The sequence below is a fragment of the Niallia circulans genome (genome assembly GCF_003726095.1).
Taxonomy (GTDB): domain Bacteria; phylum Bacillota; class Bacilli; order Bacillales; family Cytobacillaceae; genus Niallia; species Niallia circulans_A.
Window position 1 is genome coordinate 4,843,738 of record NZ_CP026031.1, and the last position, 20,825, is coordinate 4,864,562.

Sequence of the window (20,825 nt, forward strand, 5' to 3'; positions counted from 1 at the left end):
TGTTCCTTTTTTGTGGAGACCAACCACACGAAATATAAAAGTAGCAAAAAGACCAAATAGCATACGATTTGGTCTTTTCTTCTGCCAAAAGCGCAGTAAAACTGATGGGCAAGTTAATAAAAAGGATATATATAGAAGTTTCCGCTGAATTTTAATAAACTTTGACTACAAAATAAGGAGAATAAAAACTATGAAATTAAAAGTATATACAGCCCATTCATTTGCTAAAACATTAGAAGGGGGGAATCCAGCAGGTGTTGTGCTGGATTCAGATGCTTTATCTGATGAGAATATGAAGAAGATTGCAGGCGATGTTGGTTTTAGTGAGACAGCTTTTGTCATGAAGTCAGAATCAGCAAATTTTAAAGTGAGGTTTTTCACCCCTGAAGAGGAAGTAGACCTATGTGGACATGCTACGATAGCAACATTTTATGTACTCCTGAATAAGGGGATAATTAAGCCAGGGGTATTTCTTCAAGAAACAAAGGCAGGAATTTTAAGTGTGGAAGTAAGGGAAGATTCGACCATTATGATGGAACAAAACACACCAAGGTTTTATGAAACAGTAAATGAGAAGGAAATTGCTGATTCTTTAAACATTAATCAATATGATCTGATAGATGAATTACCAATACAAATCGTTTCAACAGGTCTAAGAGATATACTTGTACCGGTGAAAAATATAAATATTGTGAATTCTATTACCCCAAATCTTAAAAAAGTATCCCAAATTTGTAATAAATATAATAGTGTTGGATATCATGTTTTCACACTTGAAACTCTGATTGGTTCTCATAGTTACTGCAGGAACTTTGCCCCTTTATACGGTATAAATGAAGAGTCTGCTACTGGTACATCCAATGGCGCCCTTGCTAGTTATCTATTTAAGTATAAAAATCCAGAAATGGGATGTGATTATTCCTATTTAATGGAACAAGGTTATTCGATGAAAAAGCCTTCAGAGATAAAAGTTGAATTAATGGTTGAAGGAAAAGAAGTAATAGATGTCAAAGTTGGTGGAAAGGTAATGAATTTATCGGAATTAATAGTGGAAATATAAATTCTAGTTAACGGATAATTGAATAAGAAAATAAACAAAGAATGATTGGATTATATTTCATATAAAATAAAGAGATCAAAATAATCTTAAGGAGCAAGATTATTTTGATCTCTTTGTATTTAATCCATTAACTTCCCAAAGGGAATTCGCTTGTTTAAGAAATGCATAATAGGTATACCGATTGCCATGACAACAAATTCACCAATAGCTGTTGTTCCCCAAGTGATTAAGAAAGGGAATCCAAGTGCAAGATGTAATTGATAGGCAATAATAAACATATTAAAGGTAAACACAAGGGTATTAATAATCATTCGTAAAAGGTGACTTTTAATAAACTTGCTTATACCAATTGTGATTAACAAACAAATAATAGAATGAGCAACCCCAAAAGTTAAATCGTATAACTTAATGGTTGACAGGAATAAGTTTGCTAAAAATACGCCAACGACTATTCCATAAATATATTTTTTGTTAAATACAACAAGATGATTAAATAATTCCGAAACACGATATTGAATACTGCCAAAACCAATCGGCGCAATCGCAATCGTAACAGCGACATACAATGCAGCCACTAAACCGTTCATTGCAAGTGTTTTTGTTTTCATTTTTTCTCTCCCTTAGTTTTTTTACGTGGGATGGTCTCGAACCACGTTATCCAATAACTTTCACACAATAAGTTATCATATAATAGGAAGCCTATGTTCGTCAATGGAATTTTATCCCGTGATGATGGAGGGATAAGGTTGGGTGATTAGAGAGGTATCGGATTAATTGAATATTAATTAATAAAAGCGGAGAAAGTTAACAGAGAATCCGTCTCTGTAACCACAAACAAGAAGAAAAGCAACAGAGCCCAATCCCCTGCACCCCCCAAACAAAATTGTAAATCCTAAAAAAGTTTTCCCCTGACTTCTTCCTGACACATAACTCTTTTATTCTATTACTTGTAAACAGCAAGACAATGAATCAAGTAAATTCATTAAAATAGAATAGAAAGAGGTTGAAGCAAAAAATGAAGAAAAGTATAAAGAAGTGGATTATTAGTGGAGTAACAGTTTTGGTAATAGGGACGGGGATTGGGTCTTATTATTATTTTAGCAATGATAATCAAACAGAAGTAAGAGCACAGGCTAGGTCGCAAACAGCAACGGCAGAAGCTGGTGATGTTGAAATAGAGGTAAGTGGTACTGGAAGCATTGCAGCTATCAATAAAGAGACTTTCACTTCTGAAGGAAATGCAACAGTAGACGAGGTGTTAGTCGAAGTAGGGGATGAGGTAGAAGAAGGCGACGAGCTAGTAACATTCGAGAATGATACACTCGACCCAATTGTTGCAACTTTTTCTGGTGAAATTACAGCTCTAAATGTTGCAGAAGATGGCAATGTATCAATGGGAACAGAAGTTGTAACAGTTACTGATTATGACAATCTAGAAATGGTAGTTAACGTAGATGAATTAGATATTTCGAAAGTAAAGGCGGGACAAGCTGTTAATGTAAAAGTGAGTGCACTGGAAGACAAAGAGTTTACTGGAAAAGTTACGAGTGTAGCAAAAGAAGCAAACAGTGACAGTACTAGTGTCGCAAAATATGCGGTTGCGGTGAAAATAACTAAGCCCAGTGGATTGTTGGTTGGAATGACAGCAGAAGCTACTATCACAACCGATAAAGCGGAAGATGTCGTGACGGTTCCTGTAGAAGCTGTACAAAAGGAGAATGAAGAATATTATGTTCTAGTAGCAAATGGCACAACTACTAATGAAGATGGCACAAAGGAAACTGCCTCAACAAAACAAACGGTGGAAGTAGGATTACAAAATACAGAAGTTGCGGAGATTAAAAGTGGTTTAGAGGAAGGAACAACGGTAGTACTGCCAACATTTGAATCATCAAGTGATAGTGAAACACAAGGAATGTTCCCTGGTGGTGGCCAAATGCCAAATGGAGAAGGTAGAGGTCAAATGCCAAATGGTGAATTCAGAGGCCAAGGCGGCGGAATGCCTTCCGGTGGATTTGGAGGTAGAAATGAATGATAGAAAAGCATGCAATTGTCGAAATAAAAAATGTGAAAAAGGAATATACACTTGGAGGAGAGACAGTTACGGCATTGGATAATGTAAGCTTTACAGTCAATAAAGGGGATTTTATTGCTATCATTGGGCCGTCTGGTTCAGGTAAATCAACATTAATGAATATAATCGGTTGCTTGGATACACCCGATTCTGGTGAATATTACTTGGACGGGCAAAATGCTTTTTCGTTAAAAAGCAAACAGTTAGCAGAAGTGAGAAATCATAAGATCGGTTTTATTTTCCAATCCTTTAATCTGCTTACGAAACAATCTGCCTTTGAAAATGTGGAGCTGCCCTTGGTTTATCGAGGAATCGGAAGTAAGGAAAGAAAAGAAATTGCCATGCAGGCATTGAAAAAAGTAGGATTACTGGAAAGAGCGGGACATAAACCAACAGAATTATCTGGTGGACAGCAACAGCGCGTGGCCATTGCCCGTGCTCTTGCGGGGAATCCGCCAATCCTGCTTGCTGATGAGCCGACTGGAGCGTTAGACAGTAAGACAGGAGTCGAGGTAATGAATTTAATGAAAGACCTAAATAGACAAGGGCATACCATAATTTTAATCACCCATGATTTAGAAATCGCTAAACAGGCTAAGCGAGTTATTCGCATTCAAGATGGTCGCCTAGCAGAGACAAAGGAGGTAGTTGTCTCTTGAAATTAGGACAAGCAATCAAGATAGCTTTTAAAAATATAGCAATGAATAAATTAAGAGCAGTGCTTACCATGTTCGGTATTATCATTGGTGTGGCAGCGGTTATTGCTTTAACCTCATTAGGAATGGGAGCCTCCAATTCTGTTTCCGATGACATTGCCGGCTTAGGAACGACAACAGTTTCTGTAAATTTATCGGGAAACTCTAGTGAGGAAGAGGTTGTCGATTATAATGAACTGATGGCATTTGCAGAATTTGACGAAGTAAAGGCTGTTTCACCAACAGTGACAACATCTAGTACACTCAGAAATGGAACGACATCAAGCTCTGGAGTTACTGTTACAGGTGTTACTACTTCTTATGAAGAGGTACAGGATATTACTTTGAAGTCAGGAAGAAATGTCATGGACATTGACTTGGATAATCGCAATAAAGTAGTGGTGCTGGGGTATAATATAGCAACCGAGTTATTCGGATTCGCAAATCCAGTCGATAAAACCGTTCAAATTGATGGAACAACATTTAAAGTAATCGGAGTACTTGCTGAAAAAGGGGAAGAGTTAACTGGATCTGTAGATGATTCTGTCCTGATTCCATTTACAACAGCACAACGCTTTATCGGTCAAACCTATGTAACTTCAGCAACAGTGCTTATGACGGATGAGGATTCAGTTGAAATGGGAATGGCAAAAATGAAGCAAGAATTATACAATCAGTTTGATGGAGATGAAACTACTTATTCTGTGCGGAATCAATCTTCTGTATCGGAGGCCCTTGATTCTGTTTCCAATACCATGACATTGTTATTAGCCGGCATAGCAAGTATTTCCTTAATCGTTGGAGGAATCGGAATTATGAATATCATGCTTGTTTCGGTTACAGAAAGAACAAGGGAAATTGGGATTAGAAAAGCAATAGGTGCTCGGAAAAAAGATATTATGCTCCAATTTTTAATTGAAGCTATTGTACTTAGTGCATTAGGCGGAATTTTAGGAGCAGCTATTGGAATCGCTAGTGCAGACATATTGTCGAGCACATTAGAGATGACTTCCCAGATTACGTGGTGGGTTGTCAGTGGTTCCGTTAGTTTCTCTGTACTAATTGGCATTATCTTTGGGATTTTTCCAGCGAACAAAGCATCTAACTTAAGTCCCCTTGAAGCATTAAGATATCAATAAGAGGAATAGATCAGCTGGATAGAAGGCTGATCTATTTTTTCTTCTGACAATAATAGGTATAATGAGTTTCATTAGGAAAAAATAAAGCATAAGGAAAAAATGATGAGAAAAATTCTAATTGTGGAAGATGAACTAGCAATTTCTATGGTTTTAGGAGCTTATTTAGAAAATGCAGGCTATGATGTAGATTATGCTTATAATGGAGAAGAGGCTTTACGGAAGCTAGAGGAAGAAACTCCTGCCCTTATTCTATTAGATATTATGATGCCATATGTAGATGGCTGGAGCGTTCTTTCGTTTATTCGTAAGAAATCGGCATGTCCTGTTATTATGCTTACAGCTTTATCAGATACAGAGCAAAAACTAAAAGGGTTTGAAAATGGAGCGGATGATTATATTACCAAGCCGTTTGTAGGGGAGGAAGTCATCGCCCGTGTCCAAGCGGTACTAAGAAGATCCTCCCATTATCAAGAAGATGAGCGAGTGAAATACTATGGCGATTTAAAAATAAATTATGTCTCCCATCAAGTTTTTCTTAATGGAATTGAGGTTCCCTTCACTCCGCGAGATCTTTCTGTCTTTCTCTTTTTAGCAAGCAATCCAAATCAAACATTTACAAGGGATCAGCTTCTGGATCATGTATGGGGAAATGACTATGATGGAAGTGATCGGGCGGTTGATCTAGCGATTAAAAGAATAAGGAAATTATTAAATGGGTGGGATCCAAAAGATGGCGAAATTAAAACATTACGCGGATTGGGCTATCAATTTTATATTCAGGAAAAACAATAAAGAAAAAACGCCTCTTCTATATTATTGGACAAAAAGATATTTGCTGACATTATGTGGAGGACTTTTGATTATCGGGATTATTTCAATTTTGTGGATTCGCCATAATGCTTTGGAAAATCGCTTAGAATTAACAAAATTAGTTGCCCAGGAAATAGCGGAGCATGCTAATGAAATGGTAGAAGGCAGATTGAAGGATATTCGTCTGCCATTTTTGCAGGATAGACAGAAGTTTATCAATGAAGGGCAGCCACTAGATGTTTTTCTAAAAGATGCTGCCGGTAATATCCGCTCTATGAATCAGAACTTCCCACCAGATTCTCGCGAAAAACAGCAGCTAATTGAGTCTTTGCCCTTAGTCAGTGAATTAACGATTAAAAAGGTCACGCTCTGGAATAATCAAAAAGCATCAGTTGTCATAGCCCCTATTCTAAAGGATGGGACGCCAACAGGTTCAGTCTATATCATTCAGCCGCATAATCAACTGCAGCATTTAAATAAGGAAGAATATCAATTACTGGGATTGTTGCTTCTTAGTTTGGCGCTGCTAGGCTGGTTCGTTATTTATTCTTTATCTAAAAAGATGGCAAAGCCGGTTGAAGAGGTTGCCAACGCTGCTCAACAATTAATGAATGGTAACTATCACATTACATTAAATGAAGAAGTGCAGGAAAAAGAGTTATACCAATTGATGCTGTCTTTTAACGAAATGACTAAGCGCCTCTATGCATTGGAAAGTTTACGGACACAATTGCTCGCAGGAGTTACCCATGAATTAAAAACACCGATCACCTCTATCAGTGCTTTAATTCAAGCTGTCAATGACAATGTCATTCCAGAAAAGAAGAAAAGCCAATTTTTATCGATGAGTTTAAAAGAAGCTGGCAGACTGCAAAGCATGGTAGAGGATTTACTAGATTTTAATAGCTTTAGTGCTGGTTCAATTAAAGTGAATAAGGAAAAGCTGAATGTACAGGCGACTTTAAAAGAAATTATTTATCAATGGGAAATTGTCCATACGGAGTCTTTGTCCTCTGCGAAACTTACCTTTATAAATCCAGAAAAGCCGATTTTTACCATGCTTGATAGTGTTCGTTTTCAACAAATTATCGTAAATTTATTAAATAATAGCTTACATGCAATCAAGGGGAAGCAGGGTGGAAAAATAACAATCCGATTAACCCATGATGACCAGAACATCAAAATTTTAGTTGAAGATAATGGCTATGGCATACCAAAAGAAGAACAAGCTTATATTTTTGAACGATTTTATCGAGGGAAAAATAAGAAAGATATCGAGCGTGGGCTCGGCTTAGGATTGCCATATAGTCTTCTGCTCGCCAAAGCACAGGGAGGACATTTATCTTTACAAAATTCAGATGGTAGATCTACAATATTTCTATTACAATTTCCAATACTTACTTAAAAAAAGGGGGCTGTTCGGAATGACAGTTCAAGAAGAAAAATATTGCAAGGAATCATTAGTAGTAAAAACAAGCCGAATATTCCCAATTGATACAAATAACCATAATTCCTTATTTGGAGGGAAACTGATGAGTTATATAGATGATGTGGCCTCTATTTCTGCATCGAGACATTCAAGAAGCGATGTAGTCACAGCTTCAACGGACTCCGTTGATTTCCTGTTTCCTATTCGCCCGACAGATTCTGTATGTTTAGAATCCTATGTAACACATACAGGAAAATCATCGATGGAAGTTTTTGTGAAGGTAATAGCAGAAAATTTAAAAACAGGGGAAAGAAAGCTCGCTGCTACATCTTTTTTAACCTTTGTTGCATTAGATGAGAACGGCAAGCCAAGACGGGTTCCTAAAGTAATCCCCCAGTCCGAGGAAGAGACCATGCTTTATAACACAGCAGAACAACGCGTAAAAATACGTAAAGATAGAAGAGAACATAGTAAGGCATTTGCAAGTGTTATTAGCACCGATATGCCTTGGGGATAAGTTGACCCCGGTTTGGCTGAACGGGCAAGTTGGCTGATAAGTTGAAGAGTTTGGCTGATAACGGGCAAGTTGGCTGATAAATCGAGAGTTTGGCTGATAAATCGAGAGTTTGGCTGATAAATCGAGAGTTTGGCTGATAAGTCGAGGAGTTTGGCTGATAAGTCGAGAGTTTGGCTGATAAATCAGTAGTTTGGCTGATAAATCGAGAGTTTGGCTGATAAATCGAGAGTTTGGCTGATAAATCGAGAGTTTGGCTGATAAATCGGGAGTTTGGCTGATAAGTCGAGGAGTTTGGCTGATAAGTCGAGGAGTTTGGCTGATAAATCGAGAGTTTGGCTGATAAGTCGAGGAGTTTGGCTGATAAGTCGAGGAGTTTGGCTGATAAATCAGTAGTTTGGCTGATAAGTCGAGGAGTTTGGCTGATAAATCAGTAGTTTGGCTGATAAGTCGAGGAGTTTGGCTGATAAATCAGTAGTTTGGCTGATAAGTCGAGAGTTTGGCTGATAAGTCGAGAGTTTGGCTGATAAGTCGAGAGTTTGGCTGATAAGTCGAGAGTTTGGCTGATAAGTCGAAAGTTTGGCTGATAAGTCGAGAGTTTGGCTGTTGCCGTAGAGTTTGGCTGATAAGTCGAAAAGTTTGGCTGATAAGTCGAGAGTTTGGCTGATAAGTCGAAAGTTTGGCTGATAAGTCGAGAGTTTGGCTGATAAGTCGAGAGTTTGGCTGATAAATCAGTAGTTTGGCTGATAAGTCAGTAGTTTGGCTGATAAATCGGTAGTTTGGCTGATAAATCAGTAGTTTGGCTGATAAGTCGAAGATTTTGGCTGATAAGCCGTAGAGATTGGCTGATAAGTCGAAAAGTTTGGCTGATATCAGCCAAACTCAGACCCTCTACATTCAATTTGAGTGTAGAATTCTATTAATCTCAGAAAAAATGCTAAAAAATCACTAATAAAACGATAAAATAGACAATTTGACAACGAAACTACCCCGTTTCCACCACACCCACAAAGCGAATGATCTCCACTCAACCTCCCCATATTAGAAAGTAATGCCCAATCATTTGCTATCTTTTCTCTCATCCAATCCTCAAACTAAATTAAATTTCCCCCCAACAAATGTCCAATATGCGGAACAACCAATCATTCCTAATCATTTCGAAGTACGAAGAAAAGCTTCAGAATATATTAACTTTTCAGAAAAATATACTGTTAAATTTTCTGACAATATGAAAGACACTTGTCTAGAAGAAGATTATAATCCAAACATGGAACAGGAGCAATTGGGAAAATATCCTGTAGTTTCATAGATAAAAAGACAATGATAGGGGGCATATTATGTTATCCAAAAAAGTACTTTCTTTCGCGATGACTGCAACATTAGCTTTAGGATTTATGAGTGGTTGTGCTTCAAACACAAACTCGGATTCAGGGGATTCAGGAGACAAAAAAGTAATTAAAATTGTTACACAATCACCACTTTCTGGAGGCAGCGCTACATTAGGGGAAGCAATTAAATTAGGAGCGCAGCTGGCTATTGATCAACAAAAGGATAAGTTTGCTGAATTAGGATTCGAACTTAAATTAGATGCACAGGATGATCAGGGAGATCCGAAAAAAGGGGTTGCTAATGCTAACTTAGTGGTTGCGGATAAATCTGTATTAGGGGTAGTCGGTCACTTAAACTCAGGTGTTTCCATTCCAGCATCTGAAGTTTATGAAAAAAATAATCTTGTAAGTGTATCTCCGGCAAGTACAGCCACTGACTATACGGATCGCGGTTTAAAAACAGTGAGTCGTGTTGTTGCCCGCGATGATTTCCAAGGTCCTGCTGGGGCACAATATGCCGTGGAAACTTTAGGGGCAAAGAAAATTTTTGTTGTTCAAGATAAAACAGCTTACGGTTCAGGTCTAGCAGATGCCTTTAAAGAAGCAGCGGAAGATTTAGGAGCTGAAGTTGTTGGTTATGAGGGAATTACCGTTGGTGAAAAAGACTTTAACGGTGTTTTAAACCAAGTAGCCTCTAAAAAACCTGATCTAATCTATTACGGTGGCCTTTATGCAGAAGGGGGAATTTTGGTAAAGCAAGCACGTGAAAAAGGATTAGATATTCCATTCATGGGTGGAGATGGTTTAGACTCATCTACTTTTGTTGAAATCGCAGGAGATGCTGTGAAAAATACCTTCATTACTTCCGTTGCCGGTGATACAACCCAATCAGAAGAAGGAACAAAATTTGCTGAAGATTATAAAGCAGCATTCAGCAAAAACATTGAGTCCTATTCTGCCTATGCATACGACTCTGCAGCAGTTTTACTAGCAGGCATTGAAAAAGCAATTAAAGAGAATGATAACAAATTACCAACACGTGAAGAGGTTACTAAAGCTGTGCGTGCTACACAAGATTACAAAGGGGTAGTGACAGAAGTTGGATTTGATGAGAAAGGAGATAATAAATTCGCAAAAATCTTTATTTATAAATTTGATGAAGCCAAATACCCAGCTACATTAGATGGAGAAATTAGCCAATAAACGAGTAAATAAAAAGGACATGAATATCAATCGTCCTTTTTATTTGTAAAGAACTAAAATGCCGGAAATTAATCTTAGCTATTTAGTAGATAGAAATCAGCATATATGGTGATTACGTCAATAGAATGAATCTGTTGAGTAACCGTAGCGGGAAATCTTTCATCTTATGCGGTTAAACTCTATCTACTAAAACCATTAAATCAAAAGTGTGGGGAAGAGAATGCTAACTGAAATTTTACAAACATTACCGCAAGTTTTAATTGATGGATTAACATTAGGAGCGGTGTATGCCGTTATTGCATTGGGATACACAATGGTTTATGGAATATTAGAATTGATAAATTTTGCTCATGGGGAAATATTTATGTCAGGTGCATTCATTGGCACGGCCATCTTAATTACTTTAACAAGTCTAGGATGGACTTCGATGCTGCCTGCTGTACTTTCCTTAATTGTCATGCTCCTAATTACTAGTCTCATCACAGGTTTTTTAGGAATGGGAATCGAAAGAGTCGCTTATCGTCCACTGCGAAAAGCACCAAAGTTAATTGCTCTTATCTCAGCTATTGGTATCTCCTTTTTACTACAGGATATCGTTCGTTTCATTACAGAATTATTCAAAGGGAATTACATAATTACTTCGCCTAATCTATTTTCTGACAAAATAAATATCGGATCTGTTTTCGGTTCTCATGCTGCAAGTTTTAAAAGCTCGTTTTTAGTTGTTATTATAGTAGCCGTTATTTTGATGGTAGGATTAGATTTTTTTGTTAACAAAACAAAGTGGGGCATGGCGATGAGAGCTGTGGCGCAAGATAGAGACACGGCATCTTTAATGTCTATTAATGTGAATAAGGTTATCTCTGTCACTTTCTTTGTAGGATCTGCTTTAGGCGGCGCCACTGGTGTATTATTTGCTGTTCAATATGGAACAATCGATCCGTACATTGGATTTATACTAGGACTTAAAGCTTTTACTGCCGCAGTTTTAGGCGGAATTGGCAATATACGCGGAGCAATGCTCGGCGGTATGTTAATTGGACTGATTGAAATGTTCACCGCAGCGAATCTGTCGGTAATCACAGGCGGGATTATGGGAGCAGAATATAAAGATGTTGTTGCATTTGCCATATTGATTATCGTCCTTATTTTTAAACCAGAAGGCTTATTTGGCAAAGCCGTAGCAGAGAAAGTGTAGGTGGAAAAGATGGCTAACATGATTAAAACCATCCAAACAAATAAAGTTGCCCAAATTATTCTTTTCTTTGCTTATGTATTGGTGACAACTGCTGCATTGGCTTTCTCGCAAAAATCAGTGATTGCCTTTTTACTATTATTGCTATCGCTATTACTCCTATATTATATGAATCTTGGAAATAAAATGAAGTGGGGAATTGCTTTACTTATTTTAGTGATTGTTCTCCCGATTTCAGCTAGTCAAGGGCCATCCTATCAAGCATATATGGAAGTAGCAACTATGGTAGGGATTTATGTTTGTATGGCTTTAGGGCTGAATATCGTTGTTGGTCTTGCAGGGTTGCTTGATTTAGGATTTGTTGCTTTCTTTGCTGTTGGCGCCTACACATATGGCGTGTTTGCGACAGCACAAGCGAATAACTTCATGCCCTTTGGAACATATCCATTGTCCGGAAATAGCTTTTGGTTTTTTATTATCATTGGTTTATTTGTAGCTGCTCTATTTGGGGTTTTATTAGGGATTCCAGTATTAAGAGTAAAAGGAGATTATTTGGCTATTGTTACATTAGGTTTTGGGGAAATAATCCGGATTGTATTTAATAACTTAGATAAGCCAGTAAATATCACGAATGGAGCGATGGGGCTGCCAAGTATTCAACAGCCTGAATTATTTGGTATTACTTTGTCACAGCCGAACCAATTCTATTATATTGTGCTAGTTATGTTTATTATTGTAATTTATGCTGTGACTAGAATGGAACATACAAAATTAGGCCGTTCTTGGAAGGCGGTCAGAGAAAATGAGATTGCTGCACAAGCGATGGGAATTCCCCTTGTAAAAACAAAGTTGACGGCATTTGCTATTGGGGCATCCTTTTCCGGAATGATGGGAGTTGTGTTTGCCGCAAAGCAAATGTTTGTGGATCCAACAAGTTTCACTTACTTAGAATCTACGACCATTCTTGTTATGGTCATCCTTGGAGGAATGGGAAGTGTGCCAGGTGTTATTCTAGGAGCGGCAGTTGTAACGATATTAAACTTACAGGTGCTAACCGAGTTAACGGGGTGGCTAAGCCAAGTAACCACTATTCCTGATGCCTTATCTCCAGCAAAAATGCAAAGATTTATCTTCGGTGCCCTTTTAATTATTATGACCTTATATCGTCCACAAGGATTAATACCGGCAAAAAATAAAAAGGTTAATGCCAAGAAATTAAAAGAGAGCATAGCAGAAAAGCAGGAGTCTACTATATTGCTTAAGGAGGGGCACAAATGAATATACTCGAAGTGAAAGGACTAACGAAAAAGTTTGGTGGACTTGTTGCGAATTCCAATATTGATATGTCTGTCGAGAGGAATTCCATCACAGCGGTAATAGGACCGAATGGAGCGGGAAAAACGACTTTTTTCAATATGATAACAGGGGTGTATAAACCGACATCTGGGGAAATTCTCCTTGACGGAAAAACAATTGCCGGGCTTAAGCCGCATGTCGTAGCGAAACAAGGAATTTCCAGAACCTTTCAGAATATCCGCCTTTTCAGTGATATTACCGTATTGGAAAATGTCATGGTCGGAATGCATAACCATATCAAAGGCAGCTTGGTTGGGACATTGCTTCAATTGCCAAAGGCTAAACAGGAGGAAGAGAAAGCAATGAAAGAGGCATATCGCCTATTAGAATATGTTGGGCTTGCTGATCTATTAAATGAAGCAGCGGCAAATTTATCATATGGAGCACAACGGAGATTAGAAATTGCTCGTGCTCTAGCTACAAAGCCTAGCGTTTTATTATTAGATGAGCCTGCTGCTGGTATGAACCCGAAGGAAACAAGTCTATTAACTGGTTTAATTCAAGATATGTGTAAGAAATATGATTTGACCATTATTTTAATTGAACATGATATGAAGCTGGTGATGGAAATTTCAAACCATATCATCGTATTGGATCATGGAGAAAAAATTGCAGAAGGTGGTCCGGAAGAGATACGTTCCAATCCGAAAGTAATTGAAGCCTATTTAGGAAAAGGAGCAGTATCACTTGCTTAAAGGGGGAAGCAGCATGGAAAAGATACTTGAATTAACGGATATAGAAGCTTGGTATGGAGGAATTCAGGCATTAAAAGGAATTAGTTTACATGTTGATAAAGGAGAGATCGTTACCCTCATTGGAAGTAATGGTGCTGGCAAATCGACGACTCTTAAATCTATTAGCGGGCAGGTTCCAATCAAAAAAGGCAGTATTCTTTTTAATGGAAAAGATATTGCTAATGTAGCAGCCCATAAGACAGCCGTTTTAGGGATTTCCCAAGTGCCAGAAGGAAGGCGGATTTTTCCTAAGCTATCTGTACGAGAAAATCTATTAATTGGCGCTTTTGCTGTAAAGGATAAACAATTAATGGAAGCAAGAATGCAAAAAGTATTTGAGTATTTTCCGAGATTAAAAGAAAGAGTCGAGCAAAAAGGAGGAACCATGAGTGGTGGCGAGCAGCAAATGCTGGCAATAGGGCGAGCGCTTATGATGCAGCCAGAAGTACTAATGTTGGATGAACCATCAATGGGACTTGCGCCAATTATTGTCGAGCAAATCTTTGAAATTATTAAAGAACTCAATAACCAAGGAATGACAATTTTATTAGTAGAACAGAATGCCTTTCAAGCATTGCAAATTGCCAGTAGAGGGTATGTCATTCAAACAGGAGAAATTGTATTAGAAGGAACAGGAGCAGAGTTGATTACCAATAAACAAGTGCAGGAAGCTTACTTAGCATAAGGATAGAGAAAAAGGAGAAGGCTTTTTATGAGACCTTCTCCTTTTTTATGACTGAATTAATTATTTAAGAATTTTACACATACTGGTTCTGGTGCTTCTATCTCTGATTGCAATAAAGTTAGTTTTCCAGTAACTGTATCTCTTTCAAATAAAGTAAGGGTATCTGATTGTTCATTGGATGCAAGCAAGAATTGTTCTGTTGGATCTAGAACGAAATCTCTCGGCCAGTTTCCTTCTGTTGAAGTTCTGTCAATAAAGGTTAATTGACCAGTTTCCCCATTTACTTGGAAAATCGCAATTGAATTATGACCGCGATTTCCTGCATAAACATAGTTTCCGTCTGAAGAAAGATGGATAGCACTTCCTTGGCTATTTTCCGTAAAATCAATTGGTAGTGTAGAGATGTATTGTAATTCCTCGAATGCTCCAGTTTCAGCATTAAAAGATAATGCAATGACTTCATTGCTTAATTCTGTCATGACATAAGCAAATTTGCCATTAGGATGGAAGGCAATATGTCTTGGACCACTTCCAGGTTTAACGGATAAACTGCTGACTTCTTCTAGCTTTCCATCAACAAGCTTGTACGTATCTACTCGGTCTGTTCCTAAATCAACAGAAACTGCATATTGATCATTAGGACTGAATCCAGCAAAATGCATATGAGGTTTTTCTTGACGAGCTGGATTTGGGCCTGTCCCTGAATGCTCAATGATAGATGCAGCACTGCTTAATGAGCCATCTGTATGTACCGGATAGGATTCGGCAGTTCCTTTATGATAGTTTGCAGAAAGAACAAGCGTTTTGTCTGCGTTTACACTTACATGGCAAGGAGATGCTCCTTCCGTATATTCGCTGTTAATAAGGGCAAGACTGCCATCTGAATCAATAGTGTAAGCAGAAACGCCGCCTAAAGAGCCTTCTTTACCGACTGCGAATAAATGTTGATTATCGTTTGTAACCGTTAAATAGGTAGGGTTTTCAATTTCAGCCACTAGAGAAACATCTGTGATTTTTTTTGCGTCTGTGTCTAATACAAATGAATAAATACCTTTACTAGTCTTTTTTGTGTATGTGCCAATGTAGCCAGTGAATTTTGTCATAAACAGATCTCCTTTAACATTTTTACAAAATTAATACTATTTATTAATTATAGCACGAGCCTAATCAAAAGGTACAAATTAGAGTCTGTCTATTCAAATAAAAGTACTAGTTAGTACTATTTTCCCCAAATTGCTTTCTTGAAACAAGAGGGAATTTTCAGCTACTTTAAAGGGGAATATTGGAAGAATGAATGCGTTTTGTCGAATTTTTCCTGGATAATAGGAATGTAATAATCTTGTTTTTCCAATATCAGAGGAAACATAACGCTTCTACCGATGAGGGTGGTTTTATCTTATTTTAATTAATAATTATGTTAATTAAGGTGAGGTAAAAAACACTTATCGTTTATTTTTGTAATTTAAAAATAGTACTTATTAGGGGAGATAAACATAGGATAGTAAGTAGATTAGCATCTTTAAATCTATGAAGTTTCTCTAAAATGCGACTTTTTATATTGTTTAAGAAGTGGGGATATAGTAAGCTAATGGAGAGTAGTGTAAGCTGGAAGCTAAGAAAGGAGTGGGAATATAATTAATAAAAAAGTTAATTTAATGTGGTTAATTAAATGTTAGTATCATCGAAAGGCATCCATATTGTACCCCATTTTACATAAAAAATTTGAACGTTCACTTTGGTTCTGTACACCACGAGACTTCCTATCAAAAAATGTAGATAAGATGGGATTTATTATGGATAGAAATGTATGCGTTTACAAACTAACGCAGTGAAGGGGAGAATGAAACGGTGAAGTGTGTTATAAAAAAATGGCTATTTTTTTTGTTGGTCATAATCGTACTATTTCCATGGCCTTATGAAAAGGAGAAACAGGTAAAGGCAGAAGGCTCTCAAGCTGATTCGATCGAATTTCAGCATGTTTCCGTTCACGACCCGTCCATCATTAAAGGGGATAATGGCTCTTATTATGTTTTTGGATCACATATAGCAGCAGCCAAATCAACGGACTTAATGAATTGGACTTCTCTGGTGACAAGTGAATATCAAACGCCAGAAAATAATCCAATCTATGGGAATTTGTCTGAAAATCTTGCAGAGTCTTTTAAATGGGCAGGGGAAAATGATGCAGATAGCACTGGGGGCTATTCTGTATGGGCTCCTGATATTTTTTGGAATAAAGATTATGCTTGGGATGATGGTTCAAAGGGAGCTTATATGTTGTATTATAGTGTCTCTTCTACCTATATTCGTTCAGCGATAGGCATTGCTGTATCGAAAAATATAGAGGGACCTTATGATTATAGGGATACTATTATATATTCTGGTTTTACCAATTATGAAACGACTGATAATAAGAGTGTGATTAATAAACATTGGGAAAATACGAATATCGCAGAGTTGATTGCAGACGGTACTTTAGATAATGTAAATCCAGATTGGTTTACAAGTGAGGGAAATTATAATAACGCCCTTTATACGAATGCGATTGATGCAAATATTCTCTATGATGAGAATGGAGATTTATGGATGACATATGGTTCCTGGTCAGGTGGAACGTTTATTTTGCCGCTAGATAAGAAAACTGGTGTACCCATTTATCCTAGAAAGGATGAAAAAACCTCGGATGGCAGAATAGTTGATCGATATTTCGGTACGAAGATTGCTGGAGGATATGGAAGATCTGGGGAAGGAACATATGCTGTCTACGATAAGGAAACAGGGTATTACTATCTTTACATTACGTACGGTGGATTAGCTTCTGACGGTGGTTATCAAATGAGGCAGTTCAGATCAAAAAAGATTGATGGACCGTATGAAGACGCATCTGGCAATGCTGCTGTTTTTCCAGAAAGCTTTAATTTAGGTCCAGGAAATTTCCCGAGCAATGATGATCATAAAGAAATTGGGAATAAAATGATGGGAAATTTCTTGTTTAAAAGAGATTTTGGAGAAGATGGCAGTGGGATAGGAACAGGCTATATGTCACCAGGACATAATTCTTTTTTGATAGAAGAAGAACTTGGCAAAGAGTTTATTGTGACACATGCTCGATTCCCTCAACAAGGAGAACTGCATCAAGTGCGTGTCCATCAAACCTTTAAAAACAAGGAGAAATGGCCAGTGCCAACTCCATTTCAATATGCGGGTGAAACAATAGAGACTGTGTCTGAGAAAGATATTGTTGGTGATTATAAGTATATCAATCACGGCAAAGAAATTACGGGGAAATTAACAGAATCGCAATGGATTAAATTAAATGCAGATAAGACAGTTTCCGGTGCTGTAAGTGGGACATGGAAGCTATACGATGATTACAGAGTGGAAGTTGAGATAGAAGGGCAAATATATGATGGCGTATTTATTCGTCAATATGATCCTGCGACCGCGAAATGGGTGATGACCTTTAGTGCCATGTCTGGTGAAGGAGTGGTAATTTGGGGGAGTCGTGGGGATAGTAAATCAAACCAAGAAGTGGTAGCAAGTGTGAAAGCGGAACTAATTAAGGCCATTCCGACCGAGGTAATCAAGGATATCTCCTTGCCAACTCAAGCAGCACAAGGTACAGCCATTGTCTGGGTATCTTCACAGCCAGAAATCATTTCCAATGATGGGATTGTAACAAGACCGCCATTTGGTTCTGAAAATGCTGATGTAAAATTAACAGCAACTATTACTTTAGGGGATGCGAAAGAATCATTGTCTGTAATGGTTCATGTATTAGCAGAAGAGGAAGGGAGATTAACTGCCTATTATGACTTTAATGATGGGTTTGCAGATCGATCTGGTAATCAAGCCGATGCAATAGTAACAGGTGATCGCATTCACAATACAGGCGGGGAAGTTACGTTTGCAAAGGGTATTGCAGGGAATGCTGCTAAATTTAACGGAGAATCTGGACTTAAATTGGCAGATGGTTTAATTGCAAGTAATAAGTATTCCCTATCACTTTGGATAAAACCGGAAGAAATCACGGAATTTACAACGACTTTCTTCGGTGCGAGAACAGAGAATAATTGGATTAGTCTTGTGCCGAATGCACAGAATGTGACAAAGGTATGGTCTCATAACGGTGATCAATGGTATGATGCAGTTTCTGACTCAATAATACCGGAAAATGAATGGACACATTTCGGATTTACGGTAAATGAAGGAGAAGCAAAGGTCTACATTAATGGAGAGGAAAAATTTTCTGATGGGAATTTTCCAGATATTTTTACAACCGTTAATGCCCAATTTAGTTTAGGTGTAAACTATTGGGACATTCCCTTTAAAGGTTTAATGGATGAAGTACGCGTATATGATGGACTTGTCCTTACAGAAACCGAAATGCAATCACTTTTTGAAAATCCAGTAGTAGAAGAGCCGGGAGCAGAAGAACCGGGAGCAGAAGAGCCGGGAGCAGAAGAGCCAGGAACAGAAGAGCCGGGAGCAGAAAAGCCGGGAACAGATAAGCCAAGTGCTGAAAATCCGCAGACTGACAACACAGGGAAAGCATTACCGAACACTGCAACAAACGAATATAATTGGATAATCGGAGGATTATTCCTATTGGCTGCGGGCTTAAGTATATCCTTAGTTAAACGAAAACGGGCCATGAAAGTGAAATAAATCATGATGGACCACTTAATTTCTGCAGTGATTAAGTGGTTCTTCGTTTTTAGAATGGTAGATGGGGAAATAAAATACTCTTTCAGCATTATTTCTAGTGAAAAAACTAAAACAAATTAGGTATAAGAACAGGGAAGCCTTTTGATGTTTTTTTTCAGAAAATAATCACAATAGTGACTGTGGAAAAATGGAGAGGTTATCAACTTAATTACTAACAAGATAAATCCTGAAAATAAAGTATTCCACAGGGTTATCCACATTATCAACAGAATTAGGTTTTGGTTATCCACAAAAATGTAAGGGTTTTAAAAAAAGTGGTAGAGAAAGAGAATGAGATGAATCATCTCTTCCTCTAAACGGTTATTTAGTATCTTTTCTATTAGCTGCTCGATCAGCCATTTTGAATTCATGTTGATAGGTTACGGCTTGCATGCTAGATAGTGTGTGTTTTGGTTTTTGCTTTTTCTTCCCTTCCATATCACAACAATCCTTTCCATTTTTTCTACTATGTTCTTTATTCTTCCCTAGTTATATAAAATAGATTCAAAATGCGAAGGTAAATTAATTGAGAGGCAAAAGTATGTCTTTCCACCTTTTATGTGCTACATTTGAAATAGATAAAGTTCGCATTAGATGATTTAGAGAAGGCGAAAAATAGATAATGTGGTGATTGGAATGATTATAAGCAAAATAACAAGACAGAAGGAATTGAATGACCGTTATAATATTTTTACCCTGAAACAGGGAAAAGATGTGTATGCATTTAGCGTCGATGAAACAGTCCTAATTAAATATAAGCTGCGAAAAGGGATGGAGCTAGATTCGCTCTTATTAAATGAAATCCAATATACAGATGAAATAAGAAAAGGATATCATATGGCCGTTCGGTATTTGTCTAAGGTAAAAAGAACGGAAATGGAAGTAAGGAAGCATCTTTCCGCTAAAATGGAAAATGATGCATTGATAGCAGAGGTAATGACAAAGTTAAAGGAAATGAAATTCATCGATGATGAAGATTACGCTTTTTCCTATGTTCGCACTCAACGGAATACGACAACCAAAGGAGCAGAAACGATTAAACGAGAATTAAGGGAAAAAGGGATCCAGCGGGAATTAATCGAACGTTCGATGGAGGAGCTTTCTTATGAGGACCAAATGCAAGCAGCGAAGAAAATTGTTGCGAAGTTTTTGGCTGGCAAGAAAAAGGACTCTAAGAAGATTATCATCCAGAAATTAGAGCAGACTCTTGTTAGAAAGGGATATACCTCTGATATTATCCAACAAGTAAAAAGGATGCCGGAGATTGTGGAAATGGATACAGATGAATTAGAAACCGTTCGTATCCATGGGGAGAAGGCAAGAAGAAAATTTGCCAAGTTCACTGGATATGAATTCAAGCAAAAAATGAAGCAGTTCTTATACCGTAAAGGATTCTCTATGGATCTTATCGAACAGTATTTAGACGAAATAGAAAATGAAGACTAATTAGTTATCAGTGTAGTGTTAACAACAAACTTTATTAGAAATGAAAGCTAATTTTTTGCCGATTCTGAGGATTTTTATTAAACTAGTTGGTAGTGGAGGGGAATATAAATGCTGACAAAAAGATATAGCATGATGACAGAACATGAGCTCCGTATGGAAATATCCACTTTAAATGATCAAGCAAAAAAAGCTGAGCAGCTTGGTATGGTTAATGAATATGCTGTTTTAGAAAGAAAAGCAGTTCTTGCCAAATCGTATTTATTAAATTCTAAAGATTATAAAGCTAATGAAATATATGAAATAGAAGGCGATCCAGGAGTTCTTTTTCAAATCGATTATATGAACGGCGTTTTTGCGTGGGGAAAGCGACAAGTAGATGGAAGCCAAGAAGAGGGGATTCCAATCGCATTATTAAAGAAGAAAGCATAAGGAAAAGAGTGGAGGGACCAA

The 20,825-nt window shown here is 37.5% G+C and carries 19 protein-coding genes and 1 riboswitch; of the genes, 15 read left to right on the plus strand and 4 right to left on the minus strand.

Going from position 1 to position 20,825, the window contains the following annotated elements; translation table 11 throughout:
* The first annotated feature begins 190 nt into the window (after positions 1–190).
* Positions 191–1,060: a PhzF family phenazine biosynthesis protein gene (locus C2I06_RS23080; RefSeq protein ID WP_095330949.1), complete on the plus strand. Its 870-nt coding sequence runs from the start codon at positions 191–193 to the stop codon at positions 1,058–1,060.
* A 119-nt stretch (positions 1,061–1,179) separates the two neighbouring features.
* Here C2I06_RS23080 and C2I06_RS23085 read toward each other — a convergent pair whose 3' ends face one another.
* Entirely contained in the window at positions 1,180–1,668 is a 489-nt protein-coding gene (locus C2I06_RS23085; protein WP_095330951.1) for a QueT transporter family protein, read from the minus strand.
* A 6-nt stretch (positions 1,669–1,674) separates the two neighbouring features.
* Positions 1,675–1,719, minus strand: a riboswitch (PreQ1 riboswitch).
* 356 nt (positions 1,720–2,075) lie between these two features.
* On the opposite strand from C2I06_RS23085, the gene C2I06_RS23090 reads away from it, so the two are divergent.
* The 6 genes from C2I06_RS23090 to C2I06_RS23115 all read left to right on the plus strand — a co-directional run bounded on the left by C2I06_RS23090 (position 2,076) and on the right by C2I06_RS23115 (position 7,724).
* Positions 2,076–3,095 (plus strand): efflux RND transporter periplasmic adaptor subunit, encoded by a 1,020-nt coding sequence (locus C2I06_RS23090; RefSeq protein ID WP_095330953.1) that lies wholly within the window; start codon positions 2,076–2,078, stop codon positions 3,093–3,095.
* On the plus strand, positions 3,092–3,793 hold the full coding sequence (locus tag C2I06_RS23095) for an ABC transporter ATP-binding protein (protein WP_095330955.1): 702 nt from the start codon (positions 3,092–3,094) through the stop codon (positions 3,791–3,793). The genes C2I06_RS23090 and C2I06_RS23095 overlap by 4 nt, the downstream gene beginning before the upstream one ends.
* Positions 3,790–4,968: an ABC transporter permease gene (locus C2I06_RS23100; RefSeq protein ID WP_123258949.1), complete on the plus strand. Its 1,179-nt coding sequence runs from the start codon at positions 3,790–3,792 to the stop codon at positions 4,966–4,968. Before C2I06_RS23095 ends, C2I06_RS23100 begins: the two co-directional genes overlap by 4 nt.
* 102 nt (positions 4,969–5,070) lie before the next feature.
* On the plus strand, positions 5,071–5,760 hold the full coding sequence (locus tag C2I06_RS23105; RefSeq protein WP_095330959.1) for a response regulator transcription factor: 690 nt from the start codon (positions 5,071–5,073) through the stop codon (positions 5,758–5,760).
* The gene (locus tag C2I06_RS23110; RefSeq protein WP_164463768.1) at positions 5,699–7,183 is read left to right on the plus strand and encodes a HAMP domain-containing sensor histidine kinase; all 1,485 of its coding nucleotides are present in this window, start codon (positions 5,699–5,701) and stop codon (positions 7,181–7,183) included. Before C2I06_RS23105 ends, C2I06_RS23110 begins: the two co-directional genes overlap by 62 nt.
* Positions 7,184–7,202: 19 nt before the next feature.
* On the plus strand, positions 7,203–7,724 hold the full coding sequence (locus tag C2I06_RS23115; protein ID WP_047944652.1) for an acyl-CoA thioesterase: 522 nt from the start codon (positions 7,203–7,205) through the stop codon (positions 7,722–7,724).
* Between the two features lie 748 nt (positions 7,725–8,472).
* Here C2I06_RS23115 and C2I06_RS25895 read toward each other — a convergent pair.
* A complete protein-coding gene (locus C2I06_RS25895; protein WP_275068569.1) occupies positions 8,473–8,601 on the minus strand; it encodes a hypothetical protein in 129 nt (42 codons plus the stop codon).
* A 457-nt stretch (positions 8,602–9,058) separates the two neighbouring features.
* On the opposite strand from C2I06_RS25895, the gene C2I06_RS23130 reads away from it, so the two are divergent.
* From C2I06_RS23130 to C2I06_RS23150, 5 genes are all read left to right on the plus strand, one after another.
* On the plus strand, positions 9,059–10,252 hold the full coding sequence (locus tag C2I06_RS23130; protein ID WP_095330967.1) for a branched-chain amino acid ABC transporter substrate-binding protein: 1,194 nt from the start codon (positions 9,059–9,061) through the stop codon (positions 10,250–10,252).
* Positions 10,253–10,472: 220 nt separating this feature from the next.
* Complete coding sequence (locus C2I06_RS23135; protein ID WP_047944649.1) at positions 10,473–11,450, plus strand: branched-chain amino acid ABC transporter permease; 978 nt, start codon at positions 10,473–10,475, stop codon at positions 11,448–11,450.
* 9 nt (positions 11,451–11,459) lie between these two features.
* Positions 11,460–12,725, plus strand: coding sequence for a branched-chain amino acid ABC transporter permease (locus tag C2I06_RS23140; protein ID WP_095330969.1), 1,266 nt, complete (start codon positions 11,460–11,462; stop codon positions 12,723–12,725).
* A complete protein-coding gene (locus C2I06_RS23145) occupies positions 12,722–13,498 on the plus strand; it encodes an ABC transporter ATP-binding protein (RefSeq protein WP_047944647.1) in 777 nt (258 codons plus the stop codon). The genes C2I06_RS23140 and C2I06_RS23145 overlap by 4 nt, the downstream gene beginning before the upstream one ends.
* 13 nt (positions 13,499–13,511) lie before the next feature.
* Complete coding sequence (locus tag C2I06_RS23150; protein WP_095330971.1) at positions 13,512–14,222, plus strand: ABC transporter ATP-binding protein; 711 nt, start codon at positions 13,512–13,514, stop codon at positions 14,220–14,222.
* Between the two features lie 56 nt (positions 14,223–14,278).
* On the opposite strand, the gene C2I06_RS23155 is transcribed toward C2I06_RS23150, so the two are convergent.
* Entirely contained in the window at positions 14,279–15,325 is a 1,047-nt protein-coding gene (locus C2I06_RS23155; protein ID WP_123258951.1) for a lactonase family protein, read from the minus strand.
* 745 nt (positions 15,326–16,070) lie between these two features.
* On the opposite strand from C2I06_RS23155, the gene C2I06_RS23160 reads away from it, so the two are divergent.
* Entirely contained in the window at positions 16,071–18,890 is a 2,820-nt protein-coding gene (locus C2I06_RS23160; RefSeq protein WP_123258952.1) for a lipocalin-like domain-containing protein, read from the plus strand.
* Positions 18,891–19,250: 360 nt separating this feature from the next.
* Here C2I06_RS23160 and C2I06_RS23165 read toward each other — a convergent pair whose 3' ends face one another.
* Entirely contained in the window at positions 19,251–19,367 is a 117-nt protein-coding gene (locus tag C2I06_RS23165) for a YfhE family protein (protein ID WP_082138460.1), read from the minus strand.
* 198 nt (positions 19,368–19,565) lie between these two features.
* On the opposite strand from C2I06_RS23165, the gene recX reads away from it, so the two are divergent.
* On the plus strand, positions 19,566–20,375 hold the full coding sequence (gene recX / locus C2I06_RS23170) for a recombination regulator RecX (RefSeq protein WP_095330977.1): 810 nt from the start codon (positions 19,566–19,568) through the stop codon (positions 20,373–20,375).
* Positions 20,376–20,483: 108 nt separating this feature from the next.
* Positions 20,484–20,804 carry a YfhH family protein gene (locus C2I06_RS23175; RefSeq protein WP_123258953.1) on the plus strand — a complete coding sequence of 107 codons (321 nt, stop codon included), beginning with the start codon at positions 20,484–20,486 and terminating at the stop codon, positions 20,802–20,804.
* The last annotated feature ends 21 nt before the right edge of the window (positions 20,805–20,825 follow it).